The sequence below is a fragment of the Corallococcus sp. BB11-1 genome (assembly GCF_026626625.1).
Taxonomy (GTDB): domain Bacteria; phylum Myxococcota; class Myxococcia; order Myxococcales; family Myxococcaceae; genus Corallococcus; species Corallococcus soli.
Map to the genome: position 1 here is coordinate 99,943 of NZ_JAPNJY010000022.1, position 25,550 is coordinate 125,492.

The 25,550-nt window shown below is 66.9% G+C and carries 23 protein-coding genes and 1 tRNA gene; 8 read left to right on the forward strand and 16 right to left on the reverse strand.

Going from position 1 to position 25,550, the window contains the following annotated elements; genetic code table 11:
• Positions 1-3: 3 nt before the first annotated feature.
• From OV207_RS17200 to OV207_RS17225, 6 genes are all read left to right on the forward strand, one after another.
• Positions 4-282: a hypothetical protein gene (locus tag OV207_RS17200; RefSeq protein WP_193347687.1), complete on the forward strand. Its 279-nt coding sequence runs from the start codon at positions 4-6 to the stop codon at positions 280-282.
• A 4-nt stretch (positions 283-286) separates the two neighbouring features.
• A complete protein-coding gene (locus OV207_RS17205; RefSeq protein ID WP_267556264.1) occupies positions 287-1,627 on the forward strand; it encodes an AgmX/PglI C-terminal domain-containing protein in 1,341 nt (446 codons plus the stop codon).
• 23 nt (positions 1,628-1,650) lie between these two features.
• A complete protein-coding gene (locus OV207_RS17210; RefSeq protein WP_227026995.1) occupies positions 1,651-2,121 on the forward strand; it encodes a cyclic nucleotide-binding domain-containing protein in 471 nt (156 codons plus the stop codon).
• Between the two features lie 113 nt (positions 2,122-2,234).
• A complete protein-coding gene (locus OV207_RS17215) occupies positions 2,235-2,798 on the forward strand; it encodes a hypothetical protein (protein ID WP_267556265.1) in 564 nt (187 codons plus the stop codon).
• Positions 2,799-2,908: 110 nt separating this feature from the next.
• Positions 2,909-4,165: a hypothetical protein gene (locus OV207_RS17220; protein ID WP_267556266.1), complete on the forward strand. Its 1,257-nt coding sequence runs from the start codon at positions 2,909-2,911 to the stop codon at positions 4,163-4,165.
• A gap of 67 nt (positions 4,166-4,232) precedes the next feature.
• Complete coding sequence (locus OV207_RS17225; protein ID WP_267556267.1) at positions 4,233-4,796, forward strand: polysaccharide biosynthesis/export family protein; 564 nt, start codon at positions 4,233-4,235, stop codon at positions 4,794-4,796.
• Here OV207_RS17225 and OV207_RS17230 read toward each other — a convergent pair.
• The 6 genes from OV207_RS17230 to OV207_RS17255 form a co-directional block, all read right to left on the reverse strand.
• On the reverse strand, positions 4,793-5,626 hold the full coding sequence (locus OV207_RS17230) for an inositol monophosphatase family protein (protein WP_193347682.1): 834 nt from the start codon (positions 5,624-5,626) through the stop codon (positions 4,793-4,795). The genes OV207_RS17225 and OV207_RS17230 overlap by 4 nt on opposite strands.
• A 46-nt stretch (positions 5,627-5,672) precedes the next feature.
• Positions 5,673-6,254: a TlpA family protein disulfide reductase gene (locus tag OV207_RS17235; protein WP_267556268.1), complete on the reverse strand. Its 582-nt coding sequence runs from the start codon at positions 6,252-6,254 to the stop codon at positions 5,673-5,675.
• Positions 6,255-6,258: 4 nt separating this feature from the next.
• Positions 6,259-7,731, reverse strand: coding sequence for a UDP-N-acetylmuramate:L-alanyl-gamma-D-glutamyl-meso-diaminopimelate ligase (gene mpl, locus OV207_RS17240; protein ID WP_267556269.1), 1,473 nt, complete (start codon positions 7,729-7,731; stop codon positions 6,259-6,261).
• 8 nt (positions 7,732-7,739) lie between these two features.
• The gene (locus OV207_RS17245) at positions 7,740-8,903 is read right to left on the reverse strand and encodes a serine hydrolase domain-containing protein (protein WP_267556270.1); all 1,164 of its coding nucleotides are present in this window, start codon (positions 8,901-8,903) and stop codon (positions 7,740-7,742) included.
• Positions 8,900-9,814 carry a S66 peptidase family protein gene (locus tag OV207_RS17250; RefSeq protein WP_267556271.1) on the reverse strand — a complete coding sequence of 305 codons (915 nt, stop codon included), beginning with the start codon at positions 9,812-9,814 and terminating at the stop codon, positions 8,900-8,902. The genes OV207_RS17245 and OV207_RS17250 overlap by 4 nt, the downstream gene beginning before the upstream one ends.
• Before the next feature lie 132 nt (positions 9,815-9,946).
• The gene (locus tag OV207_RS17255; RefSeq protein WP_267556272.1) at positions 9,947-11,221 is read right to left on the reverse strand and encodes an RsmB/NOP family class I SAM-dependent RNA methyltransferase; all 1,275 of its coding nucleotides are present in this window, start codon (positions 11,219-11,221) and stop codon (positions 9,947-9,949) included.
• 63 nt (positions 11,222-11,284) lie between these two features.
• Here OV207_RS17255 and OV207_RS17260 point away from each other — a divergent pair.
• Positions 11,285-11,357 (forward strand) — tRNA-Asn (locus OV207_RS17260).
• A gap of 899 nt (positions 11,358-12,256) precedes the next feature.
• Here the strand turns inward: OV207_RS17260 and OV207_RS17265 are convergent.
• The 9 genes from OV207_RS17265 to OV207_RS17305 all read right to left on the reverse strand — a co-directional run bounded on the left by OV207_RS17265 (position 12,257) and on the right by OV207_RS17305 (position 23,749).
• Complete coding sequence (locus OV207_RS17265; protein WP_158617582.1) at positions 12,257-13,375, reverse strand: hypothetical protein; 1,119 nt, start codon at positions 13,373-13,375, stop codon at positions 12,257-12,259.
• Between the two features lie 618 nt (positions 13,376-13,993).
• Positions 13,994-14,986 (reverse strand): hypothetical protein, encoded by a 993-nt coding sequence (locus OV207_RS17270; RefSeq protein ID WP_267556273.1) that lies wholly within the window; start codon positions 14,984-14,986, stop codon positions 13,994-13,996.
• 173 nt (positions 14,987-15,159) lie between these two features.
• Complete coding sequence (locus OV207_RS17275; RefSeq protein ID WP_120617045.1) at positions 15,160-15,450, reverse strand: hypothetical protein; 291 nt, start codon at positions 15,448-15,450, stop codon at positions 15,160-15,162.
• 220 nt (positions 15,451-15,670) lie between these two features.
• The gene (locus OV207_RS17280; RefSeq protein ID WP_147439218.1) at positions 15,671-15,928 is read right to left on the reverse strand and encodes a hypothetical protein; all 258 of its coding nucleotides are present in this window, start codon (positions 15,926-15,928) and stop codon (positions 15,671-15,673) included.
• A 315-nt stretch (positions 15,929-16,243) separates the two neighbouring features.
• Entirely contained in the window at positions 16,244-17,578 is a 1,335-nt protein-coding gene (locus OV207_RS17285; protein ID WP_120617043.1) for a hypothetical protein, read from the reverse strand.
• Positions 17,575-19,779 carry a hypothetical protein gene (locus OV207_RS17290; RefSeq protein WP_267556274.1) on the reverse strand — a complete coding sequence of 735 codons (2,205 nt, stop codon included), beginning with the start codon at positions 19,777-19,779 and terminating at the stop codon, positions 17,575-17,577. The genes OV207_RS17285 and OV207_RS17290 overlap by 4 nt, the downstream gene beginning before the upstream one ends.
• On the reverse strand, positions 19,769-21,214 hold the full coding sequence (locus OV207_RS17295; RefSeq protein WP_267556275.1) for a hypothetical protein: 1,446 nt from the start codon (positions 21,212-21,214) through the stop codon (positions 19,769-19,771). Before OV207_RS17295 ends, OV207_RS17290 begins: the two co-directional genes overlap by 11 nt.
• Before the next feature lie 171 nt (positions 21,215-21,385).
• Positions 21,386-22,762, reverse strand: coding sequence for a hypothetical protein (locus OV207_RS17300; protein ID WP_267556276.1), 1,377 nt, complete (start codon positions 22,760-22,762; stop codon positions 21,386-21,388).
• Between the two features lie 87 nt (positions 22,763-22,849).
• Complete coding sequence (locus tag OV207_RS17305) at positions 22,850-23,749, reverse strand: hypothetical protein (protein ID WP_324291535.1); 900 nt, start codon at positions 23,747-23,749, stop codon at positions 22,850-22,852.
• A gap of 505 nt (positions 23,750-24,254) precedes the next feature.
• Here OV207_RS17305 and OV207_RS17310 point away from each other — a divergent pair.
• Positions 24,255-24,536 carry a hypothetical protein gene (locus OV207_RS17310; protein ID WP_267556278.1) on the forward strand — a complete coding sequence of 94 codons (282 nt, stop codon included), beginning with the start codon at positions 24,255-24,257 and terminating at the stop codon, positions 24,534-24,536.
• Positions 24,537-24,577: 41 nt separating this feature from the next.
• On the opposite strand, the gene OV207_RS17315 is transcribed toward OV207_RS17310, so the two are convergent.
• Complete coding sequence (locus tag OV207_RS17315) at positions 24,578-25,498, reverse strand: DUF2381 family protein (protein WP_267556468.1); 921 nt, start codon at positions 25,496-25,498, stop codon at positions 24,578-24,580.
• Positions 25,499-25,550 lie beyond the last annotated feature (52 nt).

The following is a 25,550-nucleotide window of genomic DNA, read 5'->3' on the forward strand; positions in this document are numbered from 1 at the left end:
CCCATGCGCCCCGCCCTCCTCCTGCTCCTGCTCGTCGCCGCCCGTCCGTCCCGGGCGGAGGACCCCGCGCCCGCCCCGAAGTCCGAGGCCAGCGCGACCCCCGCCGCGACGAAGAAGGCGCCCAAGGCCATCCAGTTGGATGCCATCACCGTCGAGGGCCGCATCCAGAAACCGGAAGCCTTCTACTTTCTCGACCGCTCCAAGCCGAGCTTCGACGACCTGAACCGCACCGAGAGCTTCGTGCCCAAGGTGGTCCAGAGCGTGGATCAGGATCCCTTCTAGCGCCATGGCCCTTCAAACCGCCCACAAGCTGCTGCGCGTCGGCGTCATCCAGGATGGCCGCATCGTCGAGGAGCATCACGTCCTCCACGACTCCGTCACCATCGGCGATGACGCCCGCAACACCATCGTCCTGCCCGCGGCCCAGGAGCGCCCCGGGCGCTTCAAGGTGCTGGAGAACCGCTCCAACCAGTTCCACCTCATCATCGACGAGCACATGCAGGGCCGCGTCAACCTGGGCTCGTCCGACGTGGACTTCGACGCGCTGCGCTCGCAGGGCCTCGCCACGCGCCGCGAGGACGCCACCTTCGACCTGCCCCTCCAGGAGAGCGCGCGCGGCAAGGTGGAGCTCGCCGACGCCACGCTCTTCTTCCACTTCGTCCCCGCGCCCCCGGAGGGCTCCAAGCCCGTGCTCCCGCCGGAGCTGAAGTCCAGCTCCTGGCGCACGTTGGACCAGCTCTTCTTCGTCATCCTCGCGGCGATGCTGGTGCTCTACGTGCTCAGCATCGCGCTCATCGTCACCCGGCCCCCGGCGGTGGAGGCGGAGGTCGAACTGGAGCAGTTGGAAGACCGCTTCGTGCGCGCCTTCATCCCGCCCCAGGCCCCCGTGAAGGAGCAGCCGAAGGACACCGGCACCAGCCCGGACAAGAAGACGGACGAACCCAAGGCCCCGCCGAAGAAGACCGCCACCGCGACCGCCGCGCCCGCGGGCAACCCCGCGGAGCAGCGTCAGCAGCTGGCGTCGAGGGTGGCCGGCACGGGCCTGCTCAAGATCCTGGGCAGCAAGGGCGAAGGCGGAGCCCTGGAGAACGTGCTCGGCTCCGACATGGGCGGCACCAGCGTGGCGGACGCTCTCTCCGGCGCGAAGTCCGGCGACGGCGCGCTCGCGGTGGGCTCCGGCGGCAACGGCATCGCCAACCCCCAGGGCGACACCGGCGGCAAGGTGGCGGCCATCGGCGTACAGGGCACCACGGGTGCGGGCAAGGTGGACACCGGCACACGGCAGACCGTCCGGGCGCCCCAGGTGGCGGACGCGGCGGCGGAGGTGGACAGCTCGGAGGTCAGCCCCAAGGACATGGCGCGCTTCATCCAGGGCCGAAAGGCGCAAATCCAGCGCTGCTACGAGAAGGAGCTCAAGCGGGACCCCACCCTCAAGGGCAGGGTCATGGTCCGCTTCAACCTCAAGCCCAACGGTCGCATGGAGAACATCGAGGTGGAGCAGAGCACCCTGCGCTCCGAGGGCGTCAGCAGTTGCATCATCACCACCATCCGCGGCTGGACGTCCCATTTCAGACCGAGTGACGACGTCCCCGTCTCGTACCCGTTCATCTTCTCGTCAGGAGATTAGGCTCGACTGTCCGGACCCTCCGGATGCGCCGGACCCGCGGGGAGCACATGGAGAAGCTGGCCGTCATCGCCACATCCCCCCTCTTCGAGATGCTCGCGCCCCCGGAGCTGGCGCGGCTGGCGGAGCTGGCACGGCTGTACCGGTACGCGGACGGGGAGGTCGTGTTCGAGGAAGGCGACCTGGGCGACAGCCTCTTCGTCATCGTGCGCGGCCAGGTGGAGGTGGTGCGCCGCGGCCCGGGCAACGGGACGAAGCCGCTCACCGTGCTGGGGCCCCCGGAGTTCTTCGGGGAGATGGGCCTCATCGACAAGGACCACCGCTCCGCCACCGTGCGCGCCCTGGGCGAGGTGGAGCTGCTCCAGCTCACCGCACAGGATTTGCGCACCTTCCGACTTGCTCACGCGGAGGGGTTCACCTTCATCGTCGTGAACATCGCGCGCAGCCTCTCCGCGCGGCTGCGGGACGCCAACGCCCGGCTGGCCCCGCCGGAGTGAGGCGCCGTGGGGCAACGGACGCCAGGACGATGGGGCATTGCGTTGACACCCCACCCCCCCGCTCCTACGCTCGATTCCCGTAACGTTAGGGGCCGGAAGGACTCGTGAGGCGCATGCGCACCCTTGGAATGCTCGTCGTGGTGATGACCACCGGGATGGCGTTCGCGCAAGCACCCGCGCCCGCTCCCACCCCGGCCCGCCCGCCGTCCCCCGTGCTGGACAGGGCCGGTGACGTGCCGGACAGCGAGAAGGTGGCGCGCAGCACCCAGGCCCTGGGCACCATGCGCGAAGCCCTGCGCCAGGTGCTGGAGAAGGTGGAGGAGGCGCGCGGCACCAAGGACGTGGTGAAGCTCAACTGCGCCAACGAGAAGCTCACGCAGATTAAAGGCCTCTTGCGCATCTCCGAGCAGGCGGACGTGGCGCTCCAGGAGGCCGTCAGCAAGCAGGAGGCGGCGCCCGGCGAGCACGAATTCACCAAGGTGATGATCGCCCAGCAGAAGGTGGGACAGCTGCGCTCGGAGGCGGAGGAGTGCATCGGACAGCTCGCCTTCCGCACCGACGAGAACCTCTTCGTGGAAGTGGAGGAGCCCGACAACCTCCCCGGTGGCGACCCCACTCGCCCCGCGCCGCCGCCGGACCTGGTGGTGCGGCCTCCGCCCGCCAGCCCCATCGACTGAGTGCCCGGCCCCTCCCCCCGCGCCGCTTCCCGGCCGAAGAGCGTTTGTTCCCGGCGGGGAAAATCGCGTGCTATGCCGACCGCCTCCTCTTGCGCAACGCCCCTGAATCCATGACGCAGCCTGGGACATTCCGTCTGGCCCTCACGGCCCTGATGCTCACGGCGCTGCTGCCGTGGAGCGCGGCGGCCCAGGTCCTGGGGGGACGTCCGCCGGGCGGCAACGGTTTCAAAGTGGGCAGCGGGCGGCTGCACCCGACGCTGGATTTGGAGACGCGGCTGGACAGCGGCGTCGGCTACTTCCTCGACCAGGGCACGGGCCCGCTGTCCCCGGACCTGTCCGGCGAGCTGGCCCTGCACGTGCGCCCCGGGCTGATGCTGGACGTGCCGTCGCGCAAGGTGGCGCTCTCGCTGCGCGGCAACCTGGAATACGTCGCCTACACCGGGCTGCTGACGCCGAACTCCAGCGCGGCGTCCTACCTCGGCGGCATGGCGGACCTGGCGCTGCGCTTCGACCCGGAGGGCACGCTGTCCGTGGAGGTCGGCGACCAGCTCACGCGCTCGGACCGCACGCGCTCGGTGGCGCTGGGCGCGGGCATCCTGTCGCTCTACAACGAGGCGCGCATCCGGGCGCAGTGGAAGCCCGGCGGCGGCGCGCTGGAGCTGACGCCCGCGCTGGCGTACGCGATGGAGTTCTTCGAGCCCCTGGGCGGCCTGCCCGCGGTGGGCTGCACGGAGGCGGAGTGTGATCCGCTCGCCGCCAGCCAGTTCAACTACGGCAACCTGCGGCTGGGCGTGGAGGGCCGCTGGCGCTTCCTGCCGAAGACGGCGCTGGTGGCGGACACGGGGCTCACGTACCGCGGCTACTTCAACGACACGACGACGCCTGGCGCGGCCCTGCTGCACGCGATGGCGGGCGTCGCGGGGCTCGTGTCGCCGCGCATCACGCTGGCGGCGAAGGCGGGCTGGAGCCAGAACCTGGCCTCGGGCGGCGGCGGCTCCCTGGTGGCGCTGGCGGAGGGCACGTACCTGTGGGGCCCGTCGCTCACCTTGAAGGGTGGCTACATGCGCTCCTTCGAGCCCGTGGCCGCCTACGGCACCTTCCGCGATGATCGCTTCTACGCGGAGGCGCGCTCGCTGATGGGCACGCGGCTGGCGCTCCACGCGGCGGGCGCGCTGGACTTCCTCTCGTTCTCCGGTGACCGGAGCGACACGCTGGTGACGCTGGACCTGGGCCCGGAGTACCAGATCCGCCCGTGGCTGCTGGGCGCGGTGGGCTACCGGCTGAACACCCGCTCCTCCTCCCTGGACGCCAGGGGCCTCAACTTCACCCGCAACGAAGGCTATGCGCGGCTGTCCGCCACGTACTGAGGCCGCGCGCAGGCGCGTCGCCCCTGCCGCCTCACGCCTCCGGGTCCCGGGCCTGCTGGCCCTCCTCGTGGCGTGCCACGCGCAGACGCGCCCGCCCCCGCCGCCTCCCACGCCCGCCTCGGCCACGGAGCGCGCGAAGACGTCCGGCGGGAGCCTGGGCCCTGGTGACGTGGTGGAGGTGCGCGTCTTCCAGGAGCCTGAGCACTCCGGCACCTGGCGCGTGTCGCCGGAGGGCACCATCGACTATCCGCTGTGCGGCAAGGTGCCGCTGTCGGGGCGCACCGCCAGCTCCGCGGCGGACGTGCTGAGCGACTGCCTGACGCGCTACCTGCGCCGGCCGCAGGTGTCGGTGCTGGTGCGGGAGTACAACTCGCAGAAGATCTTCGTCTTCGGGGAGGTGCAGAAGCCCGGCACGTTCCCGGTGGACGGCGAGGTGTCCATCATCCAGGCCATCACCCTGGCGGGCGGCTTCACCAAGCTGGCGGCGAAGAACAACACGCTCGTCACGCGCGTGGTGGACGGGCAGGAGCGCAAGATTCGCGTGCCCGTGGAGGACATCGGCGTGGGCCGCGAGCGCAACTTCCTGCTCCAGGCCGGCGACATCGTCTTCGTGCCGGAGAGCTTCTTCTAGTCGCGCGACTTCCAGCCCAGCTCCGCCAGGAAGCGCTTCGCCTGCGCCTGGAGCAGCGGGTGCAGCGCGGCGCCGCTCGCGAGCACGTCGCCCTTGAGCACGTCGAAGGGCCCCCCGTCGATGTGCACGATGACGCCGCCCGCCTCCGACACCAGCAGGCTGCCCGCGGCGATGTCCCAGGGCTTCAACCCGAACTCGAAGTAGCCGTCGAAGCGGCCCGCCGCGACGTACGCCAGGTCCAGCGCGGCGCTGCCGGTGCGGCGCATGCCCTGCGCCAGGAGGATGAGCTGGGTGAAGAGGCCCACGGGCAGGTCCGGGCGCTCGCGCACGTCGTAGGGGAAGCCCGTGCACAGGAGCGCCCGCTCCAGGCGGTCCGCGGGGCTGGCCTTCAGGGGGTGGCCGTTGAGGGTGGCGCCCTCCCCCTTCGCGGCGGAGAACAGCTCGTCCAGCATCGGATCATAGACGGCGCCGGCCACCACCCCGTCCGGCCCCTCCACCGCCACGCTGACGCAGAAGTGCGGCACCTGGTGGGCGTAGTTGGTGGTGCCGTCCAGCGGATCCACCAGCCAGCGGAAGGTGTCCGTCCCCTGCCAGGCGCCGCTCTCGCCGCTCTCCTCAGCGAGGATGGCGTGGTGCGGGTGACGCGCCCGGAGGAAGTCCAGGAGCGCGGCCTCGGAGGCCCGGTCCGCGTCCGTCACCAGGTCGATGCCGCCCTTGAACTCGATGGTGCGGTGCAGGGGGAAGCGCTCCCGGAGGATGCGGCCGGCCAGCCGGGCGCCCTCCTCCGCGGTGCGGCGCAGGGCGGCGGGTGTGTCGGAGTCCTGGGCCATGGGTGCATTCCCCTTCGAGGTGAGGCTCAAGCGGCCGCGCGGGCCATCAGGGCGCGGGCTCGGCGAGCAGCGCTTCGATTTCCGTCTGGAACATCTGGAGGAACTCCTCCGCGAAGCCCTCGTGCACGTGCCGCACGACGCCCCGCCGGTCAATCAGGAAGGTGGTGGGCATCAGCCGGACCTTCAGCAGGCGCTCGGACACCAGCGCATTGGCGTCCAGGAGGATGGGCACCTCCACCTTCGACTCCTCCAGGAAGGGCGGAATGGCCCGCACGTCCTCGTCCACGTTGAGGGCGTAGGCCTTGAAGCCCCGCTTGCCGTACTCGCGCTGGAGCTGGCCGTACATGGGCAGCGCGTCCTTGCAGGGCTCGCACCACGTGGCCCACACGTCCAGGAGGACGACCTGGCCCCGGTCGCTCTTCAAGTCATACGGGCTGTTGTCCGGGTAGCGCTTCACCTGGAAGTCGAGCGGCGTGTTCGGACCGCGCTCCGACTCCAGGGCGGACGCGCTGGTGCGGGGGCCGCCCGCGCCCTGCGAGTCGGTGAGCGGCGGCAGCGGCCTGGGCGCGGCGGAGCAGCCGGCGACGAGCGTCAGCAGCCCCAGCGAGGCGATGAGCGGGTGGCGCATGGGCTCAGGTCCCCTTCCCGGCCCGGGCCTTCAGGGCGGCGAGCAGCTTGTCGATGAAGCCACCGAAGGCGCCGTTGCTCATGACGAGCAGCACGTCCCCGGGCTTCGCTTCGGAGGCCACGCGCTCCACCAGCGTGGGCACGTCCGTGGCGCCGTCCGCGGCGATGCCCTGGGCCTTCAGCGCCTCGATGAGCTTCGGGACGTTGAGCTCCTCGCCCTCGGGCACCTTGTCGTGGCGCTCGGGCACCTTGAGGCTGGCGCGCGTGGCGCCGGGGAAGGCGTGCGCGTAGTCCTCCTGGTGGATGTTGCGGCGGCTGGTGTTGGAGCGCGGCTCGAAGATGGCCCACAGGTGCCGGTCCGGGTAGCGGTGGTGGATGGCGGCGATGGTCTCCCGCACGGCCGTGGGGTGGTGCGCGAAGTCGTCCACCACCAGCACGCCGCCCACGTCCCCGCGCACCTCCTGCCGGCGCTTCACGCCCTGGAAGGTGGACAGGCCCTGCTGGATTTCCGCGAAGGAGAGGCCCAGGCCGCGCGCGGCGGCGATGACGGCCAGCGCGTTCTCCACGTTGTGCGCGCCGGACATCGGCAGCGTCACGGTGCCCAGCACCTGGCCGCGCTCCACCACGTCGAAGCGGGCGCCGTCCGGGCCAAAGGAGACGCCCTTCGGCGTGAAGTCCGCGTCCGCGCCCTCCTTGGCCACGTAGGTGATGACGGGGGCGGTGCCGCCGTCCCGCGCGATGCGCACGGCGTTGGGGTACGCGGCGCAGACGACGAGCTGGCCGTCCTTCGGGACCAGGCGCACGAACTTCTCGAACGTGGCCTCGTAGTGGGGCAGGTCGCGGAAGATGTCCGCGTGGTCGAACTCCACGCTGGTGACGATGGCGGTGCGCGGGCGGTAGTGGAGGAACTTGGAGCCCTTGTCCCAGTAGGCGGTGTCGTACTCGTCGCCTTCGACGACGAAGTGCGGGCCCTTTCCTACGCGGTAGTTGCCCGCGTAGTTCTGGGTGACGCCGCCCACGAGGAAGGACGGGTCCTTGCCGGCGGCCACCAGCACGTGGGCCATGAGCGAGGACGTCGTCGTCTTGCCGTGGGTGCCGGCGACGACGACGGAGTGCGAGCGGTCCAGGAAGAGCGTGCCCAGGGCGGCGGGGAAGCTCATCTGCTTGAGGCCGCGCTCGCGCACGGCGGTGGCTTCCGGGTTCACGCGGCGGATGACGTTGCCGATGATGACCAGGTCCGGGTTCGCCGCGTCCAGGTTGGCGGGCGCGTACGGGGTGCGCACGGGGATGCCCCACGCCTGGAGCATGTCGCTCATGGGCGGGTAGACGTTCTCGTCGCTGCCGGTGACGTCGTAGCCGGCGGCCTTGAGCATGCCGGCGAAGGAGCCCATGCCGGTGCCGGCCACGCCCACCAGGTGGATGCGGCGCACGGACTTCGGGTCGAGGGTGTCGAGGACGTTGCCGTTGTCGTCAGCCATGCTGTCCCTTAAGGGAGTGCGGTGAGGTCGAGCGCCTCCACGACCAGTTCGTGGAAGGCGGGGCGGAAGTCGCGGATGCGCAGGTCCTGGCGACCCTGGGCCACGCGGTTGGTGATGAGGGCGACGACGAGCGAGCGCCGCAGGTCCACCCAGAGGCTGGTGCCGGTGAAGCCCAGGTGGCCCACGGCGCCCGGGGGCGTGTCGCCAATGAAGCGGCCCGCGCTGGAGTGCCCGCGCGAAGGCGAGTCGAAGCCCATGGAGCGGGTGCTGCCCTCCAGGAGCGGATCCGTGGCGAGCAGGCGGTGCCACAGGGGCGCGGGTGCCAGCGCGGCATGGGTGCCCGCGCAGCCCTCCAGCACGGCCTGGCCGAAGCGCGCCACGTCCACGGCGGTGCCGAAGAGGCCCGCGTGGCCCGCGACGCCATCCAGCACCCAGGCGTTGTCGTCGTCCACCTCGCCGGGGCGTGAAGGCCGCGAGGGCACGTCCTTCCACAGCGACTCCTGGCCGGGAGCGGGCTCGCGGGGGCGCATCGCGCCGGTGTGCGCGGTGGTGCCGTCCACGGGGAAGTCGATGAGGCGGTGGAAGCGGGCGTTGAGGCCCAGGGGCTCCGCGACGTGGCGGGAGAACAGCGTGTCCAGCGGGGCGTCCGCGGCGCGGGAGAGGATGTCGCCCAGGAGGATGAAGCCCACGTCACTGTACGCGGTGCGCGTGCGCACGGGGGCCTCCAGCGGCGTGGCGGCGGCGGCGCGCAGCACGTCCTCGCGGGCCTGGGTGCGCACGTTCGCGGAGCAGCCGGCGTCGAGCAGCTCCGGCCGGGCCTTGAGGGCGTCCGCGAAGAACGGGACGAAGGGGGGCAGGCCGGAGCGGTGGTAGAGCAGGTCCGCGACGGTGACGCCCGCGTCGCCGGCCGGGGAGCCGGGGTGGTAGCGCGACACGAGCGTGTTGGGGCCCACCTTGCCCTCGGTCCACAGGCGCAGGAAGAGCGCGGTGGTGGAGAGGACCTTGGTGAGGGACGCCAGGTCGAAGCGCGTGTCGCCGGTCGCGTTGCCCGCGACGCCGCCGAAGACCTGCATCCCCTTGTGGAGCACCACCGCCTGGGCGGCGGGGAAGATGCCCAGCTCCACGCCGTCATCCAGCACGGCCTGGAGGTTGGCGACGGGGTGCGGGTTCATCCGGGGCTCACCGCGCCTTCGAGGAAGGTGAGGCGGGCGGCGTCGGCCTCCAGGCGCACGCGCGTGCCGAACGCCACGGGGTAGTTGATGGCCCCGTGGCCGATGGGGAAGCCCGCGGCGCAGGGCAGCTTCGCGTCCCGGGCCAGCTCGCGCAGCACGTCCGCGCTGGAGTACCCGCCGTCCTTCTCCTCGCAGGCGGTGAAGTCGCCCAGGACGATGCCGCGCACGCGGGCGAAGACGCCGGCGAGGCGCAGGTGGGTCCACATGCGGTCGATGCGGTAGGGGCGCTCGGTGACGTCCTCCAGCAGGAGCACGGCGCCGTCGAGCGGCGGCATGTACGGCGTGCCCAGCAGCCGGGAGAAGACGGACAGGTTGCCGCCCACGAGGACGCCCTCGGCGGTGCCGGGGACATAGGTGGCATTGCCGTGGAGGGGCGGCGGGGCCTCCGAGGATTCGAGGAGGCGGAAGAGGTAATCGTGGACCTGGGACGACTGCCGCCCGAGCTGGGTGAGGACGGGCGCGTGGAAGGAGACGCGGCCCAGCGCCTGGAGCGCGCAGTGGATGGACGTCAGGTCGGAGAAGCCGGTGAAGGCGACGGACCCGGCCTTGTCGAGCGGCAGTTCGGGGAGCAGCCGCGAGCTGCCGTAGCCGCCCCGGGCGCAGAAGATGGCGCGGGAGGCTCGGTCGAGGAACGCGTGGGACAGCTCCTCCTGGCGGCGGGCGTCGTCACCGGCGAGGTAGCGGTGCGAGGCGCCCAGGTCGGGCCGAAGCACCGGCGAGTAGCGCTCGGAGAGGATCCGGAGGCCGGCCTCGAAAGGGGCCTGCTCGAAGGGGCCAGCGGGAGCGACGACATGAACCGTGTCGCGGGGGCGGAGTGGGAGAGGCTTGAGCCAACGCACGCTGCGCTTCATAGCACCGGGGGCGGAGGCGACACGGTGATTCAGGGAGGGACCGGCCCGAAGCGTTGAGTACCGCTGGATGGAGGAACGCTACCCCGTGGAGCGCTCGGCCGGCTGCTCCCCTGGGATCCGGAAGCGGGCGCCCTACCCCGCTGCATTCGCGCGTTCGAGCACGGCGGCGAAGAAGCCATCCGTGCCGTGCCGGTGTGGGGTGACGAAGAGGAAGCCGTCCTGGACGCACGCCGCGGGCAGCCATCCGGAACCAGGAGGGACGAGGCGGAAGTCCGGGCGGGCGCGGAGGAAGTCCGCGACGACGTCCTGGTTCTCCGCGCGGTTGACGGTACAGGTCGCGTAGACGACCCGGCCGCCGGGGCGCACGGCGTCCGCGGCCTGGGCCAGGATGTCGCGCTGGGTGGGGATGAACCGGGAGAGCACGTCCGGGGTGAGCCGGAAGCGCAGGTCCGGGCCCCTGCGGAGCGACCCCAGTTCGGAGCAGGGCACGTCCGCGAGGACGCGGTCCGCCCCCAGGCCAGGCGCGGGAGGCGTCCGGAGCACGTGGACACGGGTGAGTCCGGCGCGGGATGCACGTTGCTGGAGCCGGTCCAACCGCTCCGGATCCGGGTCATAGGCCAGCAGGCGGCCCGAATCTGCCATCGCCGCCCCCAGTTGGAGCGTCTTCCCCCCTGCCCCCGCGCACAGGTCCAGCACCGTCTCTCCAGGGCGGGCCTCCACGAGGAGGCCCAGGAGTTGGCTGCCCTCGTCCTGGACCTCGAACAGTCCCTCGCGCAGGGAGGCCAGTCCGTAGAGGTTCGGCCGGGGTCCCTCCACCTGGAGCGCCAGGGGGCTCCAGGAGCCGGGACGGGTGGCGACGCCCTCCGAGGCAAGGCGCGCGGCCAGGGCTTCACGGGACATGCGGGCGGGATTCACCCGGAGGGTGATGGGACCCGGGACGTTGAGGTGGGCGCAGAAGTCCTCGGCCTCGGGCCCCAGTTCCCGGGAGAGGTGGTCCGCGAGCCAGTCCGGCAGCGAGGCCCGGAGCGCCAGCGATGGGGGCTCCCCGGTGCGAAGCGGCACCGGGGCCTCCAGACCCGCCCAGGACGCGGCGTCCGCAGCGGGGACACCGCCCAGGCCATGAAGGAGCGCGAACAGGAGCGCGCGAGGCGACACCTCCTCCGAGCCGAGGAGGAACGCGAGGCGGCGGCGCCAGAGGCCCACGTTGAAGACGGCCTCCTTCAGGGCCTGACGACCCTCGCGGGACAGCTCCCGGTGGGCGCGCAGAGTCCGGTCGAGGACGCGCTCGGCGGGCTCCCCCGAGAGGATCCGGGCAAGCGCCTCTGCGGCGACCGGGCCCAGACCGTCGAGGGCGGACCAGGGCTGCGAGGAGAGTCGGAAGAGCGGATTGAACGGGACAGTTGACACGGCAGGCTCGGTTCTCTAGAAATCGCGTCCGTCACGGCAGCGCACCGCCGCGACGGGACATATTCCCCGATAGCTCAGCTGGTAGAGCGGGTGACTGTTAATCACCATGTCCGTGGTTCGAGTCCACGTCGGGGAGCTACTTGAAGGGCCCTACCAACCGGTAGGGCCCTTTTTGTTTAACAAGGGCCTCGCGATGATATCGCGGGGCCTTCGTGCTTAAGCCCTTGAATCACAAGGGATTCTGGCTCGCGGTGACGAAGAGGGCGCTCTCGGCGCTCTATCCCGCAGAGCGAGATGCCCCCTCTCCTCCGCCGCCGAGTGGGCCCCCTGGACCGCTCTTTCACCCGTTTTGGGGAGAGAGAGGCCGAGAGTGGTTAACAGGTGCTGTTAACTTTTGGGGCGGTGGTTAACAACACTCCCCCGGAGACCCGCTCTTTCCGCTCTGAGGTTTCTGGGAGGGCGTCTCTCTCTGGTTTTTGGTTGCGTCTTTCACCTGCTTTGCTGGTCCCGGCGAGGGCAACGCCAGGCTGGCAGGGCCCTCCAAACAAACACTCGAAGTGAAGGCGCCTTCAGCCGCCTCGGATCAGCCGGCTCTGCCACCGCTTCGCGAGGGCACTCGCCCTTCCTCGCAAGGCGGCCGGCGCCCTGTCCGAGAGACTCTGAGAGCCCCAAGACTCGGCAGCGTCCCTCCCACTCGTGCGGCATCGCGGCATCGCCGGGGCGCATTCCCCCGTCCATCGTCCGGAGTCCCTGCAGGCAACGACTGCGCCGAGCGCTTCATGTGGCCATCCGCTTCGCCGCAGCCGACGCCTGGCACTTCTAGCTTGTCGTCTGAACAGAGCCTCATGCGGCTGGCGGCACTTAGATTATGGCTACCACCCGCGCAGCGAGCACTCCTTCCGCACGCACTCGCCCGGCGACCTCCAACTGGACATCTGCACCCACTGTTCGAGTGCCTTACTCATGTCGTGCGTCTGGCGCGCGCCTTATTCCGAAACAAGACGGAACGCTGTCCATGCCACCCTCAACAGTCCGTCAATATTCAAAGTTATTATGATAGTCGCCCCTCAACGAAGCCCGTTCAATGAGACGCTCAAGCTTCTCGACGGACTGCGCCGCAGCAAAATACTCCCTACGGCTTTGCTCGTCATAAGCAACATCGAGCCCCGCCTCGGCCCAACGCCAGCCCCCACCCAGCTTCTTGCGCAAATATTCATCAAACTCATCAAGAGCCGCGCATATCTCCCAAAACGAAGCATGCCCAATGGGATTAAAGACAAAAGAAAAACCATCACCATGCCGAGTCATCCGAGCAGGAAGAGCCCCCACGCCTGGCAGATGAAAGTACAGAGAACCAATACCTGGCTCAAATCCTCCATGCGCCAACGGGTTTCGCAAGGCATCTCGAATGTGCTTAATCCGTTCGTAGAGCGACTTCGCAACCGGATCCGCCCCAGACTCAAAGAGGCGACGAACCTTCTTCGACCACTTCTCAGCAATAAAATCCATGAGCTGCCCGCTCCCTGGTTCGAAGCCCAAGAAAGGCAACGAAAGCACCAACACATGCTCGGCTCTACTGAAGTAGGCATTCATCATAGCCTCCGCATAGTGCCCTCCCTCCATTGCCCTCTCCGATGCCCTCGCCCACGGAGCAAAAAAATCAATAGCCCCCCCTTTCTCAGCACCTTGCCCATTGCCTGCCGGCAGCAGTTCAGGCGGTCCATACATTTCAGCAGCTTTTTCGCGGAAGAATCGATATGTCCGCTCGAAGTGATGAAACCTATTGGCAATTGTCACCCTGCCATCGCGCGCCTGTTCCTGGACGAACGGCTCAAGAAACTTCTCAACAATCCGAACCGACTTCTCGATCTTTCCCAAAACCTCTCTAACCAACGGCGACCCCTCTGGATGCTCAACCTGCGTCGTCACCGTGAATCCGAACTTCCTAAGCGACACATCGAAATAAGCCCCCTCGTACTCAAACGAAGCTCCCCATCGAGTCTTCTCCCAAGGGCCAAGTACCTCCAGACCAAGGACATCCCGCAAAACAAAGAGCACAAGTTCAGGAACTGGAAACTGGTCATCCGCCTTGAAATTCGTGAAGCGACGCTCCTTCTCATAGCACTCCGGAAGTGGCTTCAGCTTCTTCAGCATCAAACCAACACTCTTACGAAGCTCGTCAGTAACCATAACTCTCGGACCTTGGCGCTCTAGGGAGATAGCCAGCATCCTAAAAATGCAGCGACCTCGCCACAAACTCTGCGTCCCCTGGCGGTCGATCTTCACATGTATACGAGTCCCTCCCTGCCCAGAATCGATGCAGTTCCCCCTCCGCGCACGACCGCGAGCGGGAGCTATCCTGCAGTGATTGGCAGAGCCGCATGTGCCTGTGGGCACATCGGCAGGACAGGATGACGAGCCTGCCACCGCGCACCTTGGACTCCTCCATCTTCTGGTGCGGCCTCCCCATCATCCCGCCAGCCACCGCAGCAACACGGCTCCAGTGAGTCCAGGGCAGGAGGAGTGCGGCACGTTCGAAGGCACCGCCGGGCCTCCTGGTCCATAAGGCCCGGGCAGCCAGCAGCTCCTCGGCGCCCCATGGATGGCATCGCCCTGGGCACGCCACGGGCTGGAAGGTAGTCCCGCCTCACGGACTTCGCGGAACCTAGCCTGGGTGGAGTACGGCTGGCCAAGGAACTGGCGGTGTCCGGGACGCGCTGGCCGTGGTGGAGGCCCAAACCGCCGAAGCCTACGAGGCAACGGTAGCGGCGTTCACGACAGGGCGACGCCGAGGACGGCGAGGATGGTCGGGCCGTAGACACCCCAGACCTGAAGGACGTCGGCGCTAAGCCCGAGCGTCTCTCTCAGACCGCTGAGCAACGGCTTGAGGACGCTGCGAGGCTGCCGCTTGTCTTCAGGGAGGGCGCACTGCTGCGCGACGAAGGACAACTGCTCGGTGGCCTCGCTCTTCTTCTCATCCGGTAGGTCCCGGCTCTTCACCACGGCATCCGCCAACGCTTGAAGCGCGCTGCCCAACTCTTCGTTCTGCTGTTGCGCGGCTGCGATGACCGTCCTCAACCGCTGGTGGACCTGAGCACCTCCGGCGGCTGTCGTGACCGTCGCGCCCGGTGATGCGTCGGCGGAAGCCATGTTGGCATTGTCGCCGTGAATGAAGGCCCCGTAGTTATGAATCGTCATGTTCGCCGCTGACCGCCGTTCGTCCTGAGTGAACGTCATCCCCTCGCCCAAAATGCCACGGCGCTCTAGGTCCAGCGCCCAGTTGAGAATTGTGTCGCGCACGGCATGAAGAATTCCCGCGACGCCGCTTGGGCTCACGATTCTGGTCGGCGGCATGTGCATCAGGTCCCTGTTGCCATCAACCAGCCACTCCATCTCACTGGAAGACAGAGGAATCTGAAGTTGTCCGTCCTGTTGCATCCCATGAAGCAGATGCTCTAGTTCTCCAACTGACTGGACAATGGGCGACTTCGAGAAGTGGGTTGCGCGCTTGTCGCCTGCCTTGAACATAACTGGTATCAACCCGTTGTATGGGTTCTTGGCCATGAGTTGCGCGGATAGAATGCGGTACTCAGGCACTTTCCCATCACGAGGGTAGCCCCCCATTTCACGGTCAAGCCACTCCTTGAAATCATCGAGCTTCAGCTTCACTGCGACGACCTTTGCATGCCGAAGCAGTTCGGAGAGGTCCGTTTTGTTCGACTGCGCCAAGCACTGCAGTTCAAGAACGAGCGACGATTGCGGCATTGCTCCCCACCCACCGACGCGCGGTAGACCAACCGGAGACCACGGGCGTCAGTTAGCCGCCGAGCTTAGCCGATTCCGTGAACAGCCCTACTCCTTCACCGTGTTGGGCGCCCCTTCGCCTTGACAGCAGGCAGCCAGCACTCCCCGTCGGAGAGTTGCCGATTGTTCGCGGGTCACACATTCTTGGCCGGGTTGACGGGAGGAGAGACCCACACGACCCCCGAGGGATCCTGCACGGTGCCGGCAGGGGCCGGAAGCCAGAGGCGGCTGTCGCGGCACCGCCGAACGCGGTCGCGCTCCTGTGGCGTCAATGAGTTGAGCGGCACGGACGGGCGCAGGCCCCCATAAGCCTGGGGATGGTAATGGACCGGCTCCTCCGACCAGTTCGGATCCTCCGTGAGCGCCTTGAAGAGCCGACCCCTGTCCGCCTCCAGCGCTTCGATGTACGCCTCGATGGAGGACAAGGCGGCACCCGCTTCCTTGGAAGCGGCCGGTAGCGCAGACCGGATGGTGGCGAGTCCCTGGCGTACCTCGGCTGCGGACAACACTGCGGTCTCCTCGTTCTTCTCCCTCACAACTACCTCCTCTTGGTGGATACTCGTCCGACTCCAATACGCGCTGATTCAGATCCCAACCGCGCCCTTTCGCCATCCCGAGATTGGGAGGTGGCGGGCGCGAATCCCCTCAGGCCTTCGAGTGGGCAGCGACCTGCTTTTCCAACATGCGCTTCCTGTCCTCCGTCAGCGGCAGCGTCTTCGCACAGGAGGGGCAGAGGATGCGTGTGTACTCCCGCTCCTTCCCGGTCGCTGGGTCCGCCACCGAAACCGTGAAGGACGGCCAGACAGCTATCGTCTGCCCCTGCGGCAAGTAGTAGGCCTCCTTGTCTTTGCCGCAATTGGCGCAGGCATCAACCTTCACGGTGGGTGGGCTAGCGGCGTTCATGGAGGCCTCCAGGTAGCGCGGTGGACTGCCAAGACTACACCGCCGGAGAGGTACTCGGCGCAAGGGCGCTGAGGAAGCGGAGCATTCCTCGTCGAGCGTACATATCCCGCAAGCCAGACGTGGGCTCACTTCAGGCACAGTGTAGGTGCGAAGGCCAAGGGGACCTCGTCACGACCAGCACCTTGTCAACCGCTGGGGCCGTCTAGGGCCATACTTGGCCCATCCCCGCCGGCCAAAACCCCTGGCACGACGACTGCGGCGGTAGCGATCAGTTCCACCCAGCAACCGCTGCAGTCGTGCGCGCCTGCGCTTCAATCACGGCCGGTACCGCTCAGCCTCCTTGAAGAACTGGGTGAGCGAGTACGCCAACAGCGATTCGCGCGACTGCATGTACCGGCGCGCGCGGAGGAATGGCAGCCAGACGCGCTTGCCCACGCGCACCTGGGACTCTTCCATCTTCTGCCGCAGCACCCACGTCCCTCCTAACCGCCGCACCAGCATGCCGCCCAGGAAGGCCCCGAGAGCCGGAGCCGTGTGCTCGTCGATGAGATCCCGCTCATACCGCTCCGGGAAGTTCTCCCGCCAGAAGTGGAAGTCCAGGTCCGTGAGGGACTCGGGCGTCGCATCGAAGATGCTGGGCACATTGGTATGCAGCGCAGCTACTAGGCTCTCGGCCAGGTCGCCGTAGTAGCTGCGGACGCGCTCTGGGTTCTCCACATCCGAGGGAAGGCCGACTGGTAGCCACTCCTCCGGCACCGGCGGCCGGAAAGCGTTGAGTTCGGCAATCTTCCGCTGCCGCTCGCTTATGGCGAACTCGTCCGGCAGTCGCGAGAGGAAAGGCGCCACGTCAGGGTGGAAGCGCAGTTCGACGGGGATGAGCGCGGCGCTGCGCTCTCTCAGCGTGCGCAGCACCGTGTCGAAGTCGAGGTCTGGCCGCAAGTGGACATGCGCACGGGCCTGGGCCACACGCGCCTCGTCGCTCGCGAAGTCCGCAGCAGTCGGCCGTAGCACCAGGAGGACGGAGCCGTTGGGAAGCTCCTCCACGAGGTACGCGGGCGTCGAGAGCATCCGCTCTCGGCCGACGGATTCCACCAGATTCGGACCGAAGATGTTCAGCCAGAATACGTCGTAGACCGTGTCGGTCCCAGACCTCTCGCACGTCTCGTCATCGCGGCCAAACCGAGGAAAATCAGCCAACTGCCTGTCCGCTGCACTGTGCGCCACAGCATAGGGGACTGGATACATCGAACCCCATCCGCGAACTGCCTTTACGAACTCCTGGCAGCGCTCCTGTTCCGAAAAGAAAGACACGGGCTGCACATCAAGCCAGATGCGTATTTTCGCAGGAGTGAGCGCAAGCCCAAGATCAATCGTCAACGAGACGGCCGGGAAAGTCGTGCGATACAAGCCAACTGTCGAACCGTACCGATCTTGGCGCTCTTTCAGAGCCATCACGACAGCATCACGCGAATATCTACGCTGCCGACTGCCCTTTACAATGTCGGGCATCCAATCACCCGCATGCGACTCAAGCCCTTGAAGAAAGGGCTCCAACTCACGCTCTAACGCATCATGATGGCTGAATGACCCGTCGAACGAAAACCTCAGCGTATCTTCAACGTTCAGGTCTTTAAGGGTCAGCAGCTTCATTGAAACAAGACCTCCACTCCCTTGACGTCCTCTTTGACGTTCCTCACCGCACTCGTCAGCATGTCCGTATCGCTTGGCGCAAGCTTGCGTTCATAGACGAGGCGGACCCTTTCGACCTTTACCGCCATACCACGGAGCTTCAATTCAGGCCGCCTAATGTCCACCGTCTCTCCGTAGTACAGCAAGGCGTCGCCTGCATCTGCTCTCATCTGCGCCGTCAGCTCACTCCTCCCCAGGCGATTGAGCTCCCGGCTCTTGAAGCTGAACGTCTCCACGCGGGGCAGCGCGCCAGCAGCAGGCCCATCCTCGATGACGAGGACGTCCGCAAAGCGCAGGTCCGCCTTCGCTACCCCTACATGCGTCACGATGCGGGGCCGGTCGAAGTCCTTGAGCCATCGCCTCTTCGCCCGCGGCAGGGCCGCGTCCGCCTCTAGGATGGCGACCATCTCCCGCTCGAAGGCCAGGCCCCGGGCGTACCTGTCACGAACGAGCTGGTAGCCAGCCCACTTCAGGGGCCCCTTCTCCGCGATCCCCTGCTTGAGTTCCGCAGCCCGCGTCTCCAGGTACGCCACGTAGTGGGCCCAGAGGGGCTCCGCAGTCACTTCGGCAGGAACCGCCTTCCGCAGAGCCTCGCTGTGCTTCTCCAGCTCTGCCACGTTCATCGACAGGCGCTCTCCCGGGAACTCCGCCTCCAACTGCTTGAACTTCGCCTCCGCCACCTCAGCCGGCAGGCCTGCCATCTCGGGAAGCACGGAGGGCCTTGTACCGCCCCTTCTCCCGGAGCCCCCGCCGACAGATGCGCCACTCGGGGGCTCGCGGTACCGCACGGCCAATGTGGCCTGTGCCTGCGCGACGTTGCCTCGCGCCTCGTACAACGCCAGCGCGCCTGCCTCGCCCCACTCCGCCACCAGAATGGCTGCGTCCCGGTCCTGCTGGAGGTAGCGCGCCAACTCCCCCACGACGCTCTCCCCGACTCGCGCCTCCAACCTCTCCAGCACCGCCTTCAGCGACTCCACGCGGGACACCACCGCCTGGAGGCGAGCGCGCTCCAACCGGGAGACGCCAGCTTCACGGAATGCGCTCGCCCCCTTCCCTCCCGCGTACAGGCCCACCATGAGGGCCGCGGGCGCCAACTGCCGCGTGGCCTCCTCGTACTCCCCCTTGGCGAGAGAGGCCCCGCCCTGCGCCGTCCCCGCCACCAGGTGGTAGAAGCCCAGCGGCACCCCGAAGGTGAGGTGGTCGAAGGACGCCAGGGCCACGTTGCCCGGCGCGAAGGCCCCCAGGAATTGGGCGTTCTCCACCTCCTGGTACGCTTCCTGGTAGAGCGGTGGGAGCTGCGCGGGCAGGTAGGACGCCTCCACGCCCCGGAGCCCACCGACAACTGGAATGGAGGCCCTGACGTCATCCGCGGCCCTCCCCAGTCCCCGCGCGATGTCGCCAGCACGGAAGTCCCGCTCCGGGAAGTCGGTGAGGGCCATGCCTCGCTGCTTCAGCTCCTCGCGCACCACCTCCATGGCCCCCAGGGCGCGCTTGAGCAGCTTGTCTTCGGCCAACAGGCGCAAGAACTGTCGCACCTCATCGTCGTGAGAGGTGTGCAGGACGAAGAGGGCGAGGACTTCCGCCTTGGCCAGGCCGTGCTTCTCGACGGCGGTGGCGAGGAAGGCCGCGCGTTTCTGGAGGAGGACACGGGCAGCCTCGGCCTCTAGGGGGCCCAGGGCGCCCAGCCGGACGGCGTTCCAGTCCGAGAGCGCCTCCACCAGGCGGGGCATGTCCGCCTGGCGCTGCAAGGCCAGGAAGGCCGCGGGCGTGGTGCACTCCAGGAAGGGAGCCAGCCCCTCGTCCTCCGAGTCCAGGTGAGGCCAACCCGTGGGGACGTCCCCGCACACACCTGCCAGGGCCCCCACCACACGCAGGGGCGCCGTTTCTCCTCCGCCGCCGGGATTCGGGGGAGACGGCGTAGCCCGGCGGCGGTGCAGAAGCGGTCCGTCCGCGGACTCCGTGTCGAAGTCCTCGAGCGCCTCGTCCTCGGGGAGACTCGCGACGGCACCGCGCCCCAAGGCCACCAGGGGCGTCGCGCCCGAGACGGACGCCAGGATGCCTCCAGGGCCCTCCCGAGAGGGCAGCGAGGCACACCCCGACGACAGGAGGGCCAGGGCCAGCACCAGGCCCACCACGCCGCGCGGCAGTCGCTCAACGCGCATTGTCCACCCCCAGCCCCACGGCCGCGAAGGCTCCCGGCCGCAGCGTCCCTTCCGGCGTGGGAAACAGCAGTGTGCCGCCCTGCCCCAGCGCGTAGAGGTTGCCGCCCAGGAAGCGCCACCGGGCCTCTCCCGAGACGACGTAGCGCGCCCCTGGCTGGCCCATGGCCGTCGCCAGTCCGCCGACGCCCACCGTGAGGTTGCGGTGGAAGAGTTGCGCCTCCACCCGCCCGTCCACGTCCACCCGGCCCCAGGAGAAGGCCTCCACCCCCAGGGAGAGGAAGAGGTGTCGCTGGCGCATGCCACTCAGCCGCACCGCGTCCCAGTTGAGAATCACCTCCCCGTAGGCAGAAGCCCCCTCCGGGAAGGACGCCTCCGCCAGCGGCACGGCGGCCGGGCCCGCCACCTGGAAGCGCGCCAGCTCGTAGTCCGGGCCGAAGGCGCCCTGACGGAAGCCTCCGCGCTGCAAGCGCCCCTCCAGACGGGCCCGCATGTCCACCGTCGGCGTCAGCGCATCCACGCCCACACCCACCACCGCGCCCCAGGCCCCGCCCTCGCCCGGGCGTCCGCCCCACCCGCCCAGCAGGTGCGCCTCCAGCCTCTGGCCCTTGCGCCCGCGCCGCAGCACCACGGCGGTGGCGTCCAGGTGCGCCAGCGTCATGGGCCGCGCGGTGCCGTCCATCCGCCTCCAGTCATGCACCGCCGACAGCGCCAGCGTGTACCGCCCAGGGACAGGAGGCCGGCCGAAGAGGACGTGCTGCACGTCCAGGGCGACTTCAGCCCCCGCCAGGCGAGCGCTCAACACGTCCGAAGCGAAGGCTTCCGCGTACACCGGCCCCAGTGTCCCCGTCGCGATGACGCCGGCCGGGTGGTAGTCGGGGTTGACGCGGTTGCCGTAGCGCCGCACCAGGTGCCCGGACAGGAGGGAGTAGCCCTCCATCATCCCCAGCCACACCGAGTCGGGCGTGTCTCCTCCCACCATGAGAAGGCGCACCACCTGCCCCCAGTCGGACAGCGTGTCCCAGTCCTCCTTCCTCACGAGGCCCGCGCTCTCCCCTCCACCCCACAGCCGCAGCCGTACCGGCGCCCCGAGAATGAGGCGGAACGACTCCCCCTTCCCCAAGGCCACCAGGGGCTCCACCTGCACGAAGCCTTCCGCGGTGCCCGCGCCCCTCCGAGGCAGCAACGTCCACGTCGCCGCGTCCATGCGCAGCAGGTTCGTCATCGGAGGTGCCGAGTCGGGCGCCGCGGGCGCAGAAGCCTCCTCCTCGGGCTGAGCCGCTCCCTCTTCCTCCTCGCCGGAGGACTTGTCGGAGATGGCCTCCTCCAGCCTGCGCACGGTGGCGTCGAAGTCCTCTGGAGTGTTGGCCTCCTGCGCCCCTCCGGCCCCGGGCAACAGCAGCAACAAGACGACGGCCCAACTCCCATGCATGCCCATCGACGCCTCCGTGGCAGGCCCCAGCAGGGGCGCTCAGCACAGAGGTTCCCTGTTCAGTCCGACAGGACGGCAAACCGGGTGGGGAAGTTGACTGCAAGAGTCACAGGCGACCCGGCCCTTGGGGAGTATAGACAGACGTGCCACTCCCCGTCCCAGAGCCAACCGAATAGCTCAATGTCGAGAGCGAGAACTCGCGCGCTGCCTTTTCTGAATGCCTCGCGCACCAGCGACGCGCTCCGCGCTGCGGTAAAGCTTCGTGAGCGAGAAATCAAGAATCGACTGCCGCGACTGCAGATATCGTTGAGCACGCACGAAGGGCAGGTAAACGCGGTCCCCCACCAGCACCTGCGCCTCGGAGAGATTTTTTCGCGGCACCCAGCATCCCTCAAGGGAGCGAACCATTACCTCCCCCAAGAAGGCACCTGTCAGCGGAACGAGCCATCTGACCAGATGCGGCTGCCCGAAGGCGTAATCGTCCGCCTCCGTCCAGAAGTGCAGATCAAGCCGCACCAATGCCTCCGGCACCAAGGCCAACTCCGTCATGTTGATTTTCTCCAGCAGGCGATTAGGAAGCTCGCGTCGATAGCGAAGCATCTCACGCGCCGGACTCTCGACGTCGGGAGACAGAGCGGCCTCGCATGGGCGCCACTCATCCGCATCCGGAGACTGATACCGATTGAACTCAGCCACCATCCGAGGGCGCTCAACGAGCGGACGACTCTCGACGATTCGGTCAAGCAGGTCAGCAACATCCGGTTCGAAGCGGCGCTCCTCCCTGGCCAGCACACGACTTCGTTCCCGCAGTTTGGCCATGACTTCTTCCAAATGCAGGTCCGGCCGAAGGTGAACCAGCGCACGCGCCTGGGCGAGCCGCGCCTCCTCCGAGAGAATGTCCGCCACGGTGGGGCGAGTAACGAGCAGAACACCTCCTGGGGGTAATGGCTCCACGAGGTATGCCGGCGTGGATAGAACACGCTCTCGCCCTAGTCTCCTGACCATCTCCGGCCCCAGGATGTTGAGCCAATAAATGTCGTGAACGGTTTCGTAGGTCTCGGCCGAGTAGAAAGTTCTCTCCGACTGGGCTAGGTCCAAATCCGCTTGAGAATGAGCCACTCCATAGTGCGCCGGATACCAAGAAGCCCATGCGCGCACCAAGTCGAGGACGCGCCGACTCCGCACGCTTTCATGCTGCGGCTCCTCGAAATGGGAGAATGGTTCGACAGCAAGGCCAATGTTCCAGGCCTCGAGCCCCGCCACGTTCTCCTTGAGGTTGACCGAAATTCGCACATGCGGTGAGGAGGAGCGCTCGAAGAAGATATTTGGACGAGGCTCCCACGTCTGAACGACCTGCTCTAGCGCCGTCCAGAAGTTCTCCCTTGAGAAGGGCCACTTGGATTCGAAGCGCTCCACTCCTTCGACAGTGGTGGGACGGAGATCCCCAATGTTCAACTCCAGAGCCTCGATAAAGCTATTCATGCCTGTGGAACCCGAAGCAACTGGGCACCCAGCGCCAACGAAGACGACCGAGAAGTTGTCCGTAACGAGCATGGGAAAATCCCTCCGGCAGGATGCGAACTTCACATGGGCGCTGGTACAGCCTTTGCGGCAGCCCCAACGGTCAAGCATGACACCGACTCAGGAACGGCGTCTCTCCGCCTCTCGGTAAAACTGAGTTAGCGAATAATCAATCACTGCCTGCTGAGACGACAGATAGCGCTGCGCGCGAACGAACGGCAGCCACACTCTGTTACCGATGCGCACCTGCGATTCTTCAAGTTGCTTTCGCAGAATCCACTCCCCGCCGAGGTTCTTCACCAACACCTGCCCCAGATACACCCCTACCGCAGGCACCATATGCGCAACATCTTTGGCCCCTCCGAGCCGGAGCGAGACATGCGACAACAGAACGACATCAATCTCGGTAAGCGACAACGGGGTGACTCGGTAGACGGATCTCACTGAATAGAAGAGGAACTCATCCAACACTCTAGTCAGCTCCATATACTGCGAAGGAACAGCGTCCTTCCTTCTGACGTTCGCGGACAAGGCCGCGCTGGCTGGCAGCCATTCCGCTGGCTCAGGAGGTCGGTACGCATTGAACTCGGCAGTCTTCTGCGGGCGCTCCGAGAGCGGGACATGCTCTATCTGATGCTTGAGTAGTGGCTCCACGTCCGGATGGAAGCGCGGTTCCACGGGGACCAGCGACAATGTGCGCTCTCGCAAGGTGCCTATCACTGTCTCGAATTCGAGGTCGGGCCTGAGATGAACGAGTGCTCGCGCCTGGGCCACACGGGCTGCATCACTGCCAAAGTCCGCAGCAGTCGGGTGCGTCACCAGCAGGACAGAGCCGTTGGGCAACGCCTCAACGCAGCTCCCGGGCACAGACAACAGCCGCTCCCGGCCAACAAGCTCAATCTGCTTCTTGCCGAAGACATTGAGCCAATAGACCTCATGAATATTGTCATCCGAATACTTCGGTCTCAGGACTCCGTCTTCGCCGAAACTGATGGGCTCCGCCAACTGATGATCCATCATGCTGTGCGCCAAGATACTGGTAGCATGGTATGTCTCAGCCCAGGCTCGCACCATGTCGACGAATCGACCGCACCGTCCAGCATCGGAGAACCCTGAGAGTGGCTGCAAACTGAGCGAAAGCCGCATTGAGGGCTCCAATGGCGGAAACTTAAGCGAAAGATTCAACTCTAACGCTGGCAACTCAGTGCGATAGAAGCCTATTGACGCCCATTTCGAGAAGCGGCTTTCTTCATATACTTTCCAGAGAGCAGCTCGGGAATATCTTCGTTTGCGCTTGCCCCCACCCGCGACTACTTGAGGCATCCAATCCCCCGCGTACTGCTCGAGAATGTCAACAAAGGGCCCCAAAGAGCGTTCGATCTCCGCGTTACAATCAAAAGACCCCTCAAACGAAAGGCGGAGACAGTCTTCGTCATCTGACACTCGAATTCCCAGGTCCCTCATCACCGAAGCTCCTTCGACTTCACGATGCCCGCCACGTTACGACTCGGGACTGTTGGATTCCATGAAGGACAAGCGCCGCTTCCTGCCCACGAACACCGGCGATTCGCCGTGGGAAAATCCAGACTACGGCCCCTCCGGCTGGGCGACCAGAGAGGCGATCACCCAATCATGGCCGGTACCGCTCCGCCTCATGGAAAAACTGCGTGAGCGAGTAGTCCAGCAGCGATTGGCGGGACTGCATGTACCGGCGGGCGCGGAGGAAGGGCAGCCATACACGAATGCCGACGCGCACTTGGGACTCCTCAGCTTCTACCGCGGTACACCACCCGGATCGCAAAATTAAACCAGAAAACAAGACACAACATGACGGCAACCATCACCGAATCAGGGGAAAGTGATGTTTCCTAGCGTGACGGTGCGGCGCCCGTCCGCATCCCAGAGCTTGAGTGTGAAACTCCCTTGAGTGGATTCGGATGCAGACTCAGCCTCTACCACCACGCGCTGGGTCGTCGAGCCGGGGGCCAAGGGGCCGGATTGCCACACTTGGAGGACCTGCAGTTCCTCGTTTGCCTTGCCCCTGAGCGTCGCACCCGCTGCTGTCCACGGTTGGGCGTCCGCGCCTGATTTAAAACTGATCTCTACAGCCATCCTGCGGGCTGCACGATATGCATAGACTTGGTGTTTGGCTGCCGCCCCTCCTGGCACCTGGGTGGCAACCTCGGTCAGGTCCCGGGGTTCAACTCCGCGCTTGTCGAGAACTGATGTCGAGATAAGCCCCGTCAACCCATCAGGAGCACTTCGCTCCGCCCGCAGGCGCTCATTCTCTTCTCTGCACTGCTCAGCCTCGATACGCGACTGCCGAACCTCCTCCTGGTATGTCTCGACACCCCTCTTGCGTCGATAGACTTCGACCTGCGCCTCCGACCGCGCGGGATGTGCGACCAGGATAAACGTCGCACTTGTCGGCGCCGCTCCATCCTGAAAGCGCACTGTCAATTTGAGCCGGTCTCCAGGGGAGATCTTCTCTGAAGGGACCAGACGCAAGGTACTGAAGCCAGCGTCCAGCATCGCGAAGCGCTCGCGGCCCTCGAGTATCAGCCCCTCACGACTCACCTCCGAATCAAAGAGGAACACCGTCGAGAGCCCTGGGCTCACCGCCACTTCAGCCGCCGGTTGAGCATCCTCCGAGACCAGCTCGATTCGGCGAACGCGCAGCCCCGCAGTAGCTGAGGGCGACTGCGCCAGAGCCATCCCCTCGCCTGCAAAGAGGAGGAAAACCAGACCGGCAGACACTGAATGATGCACGCGACGTTTCTCCTGGACCAAGCCAGCCTCGAGACCCCTGCCGACTCACGAG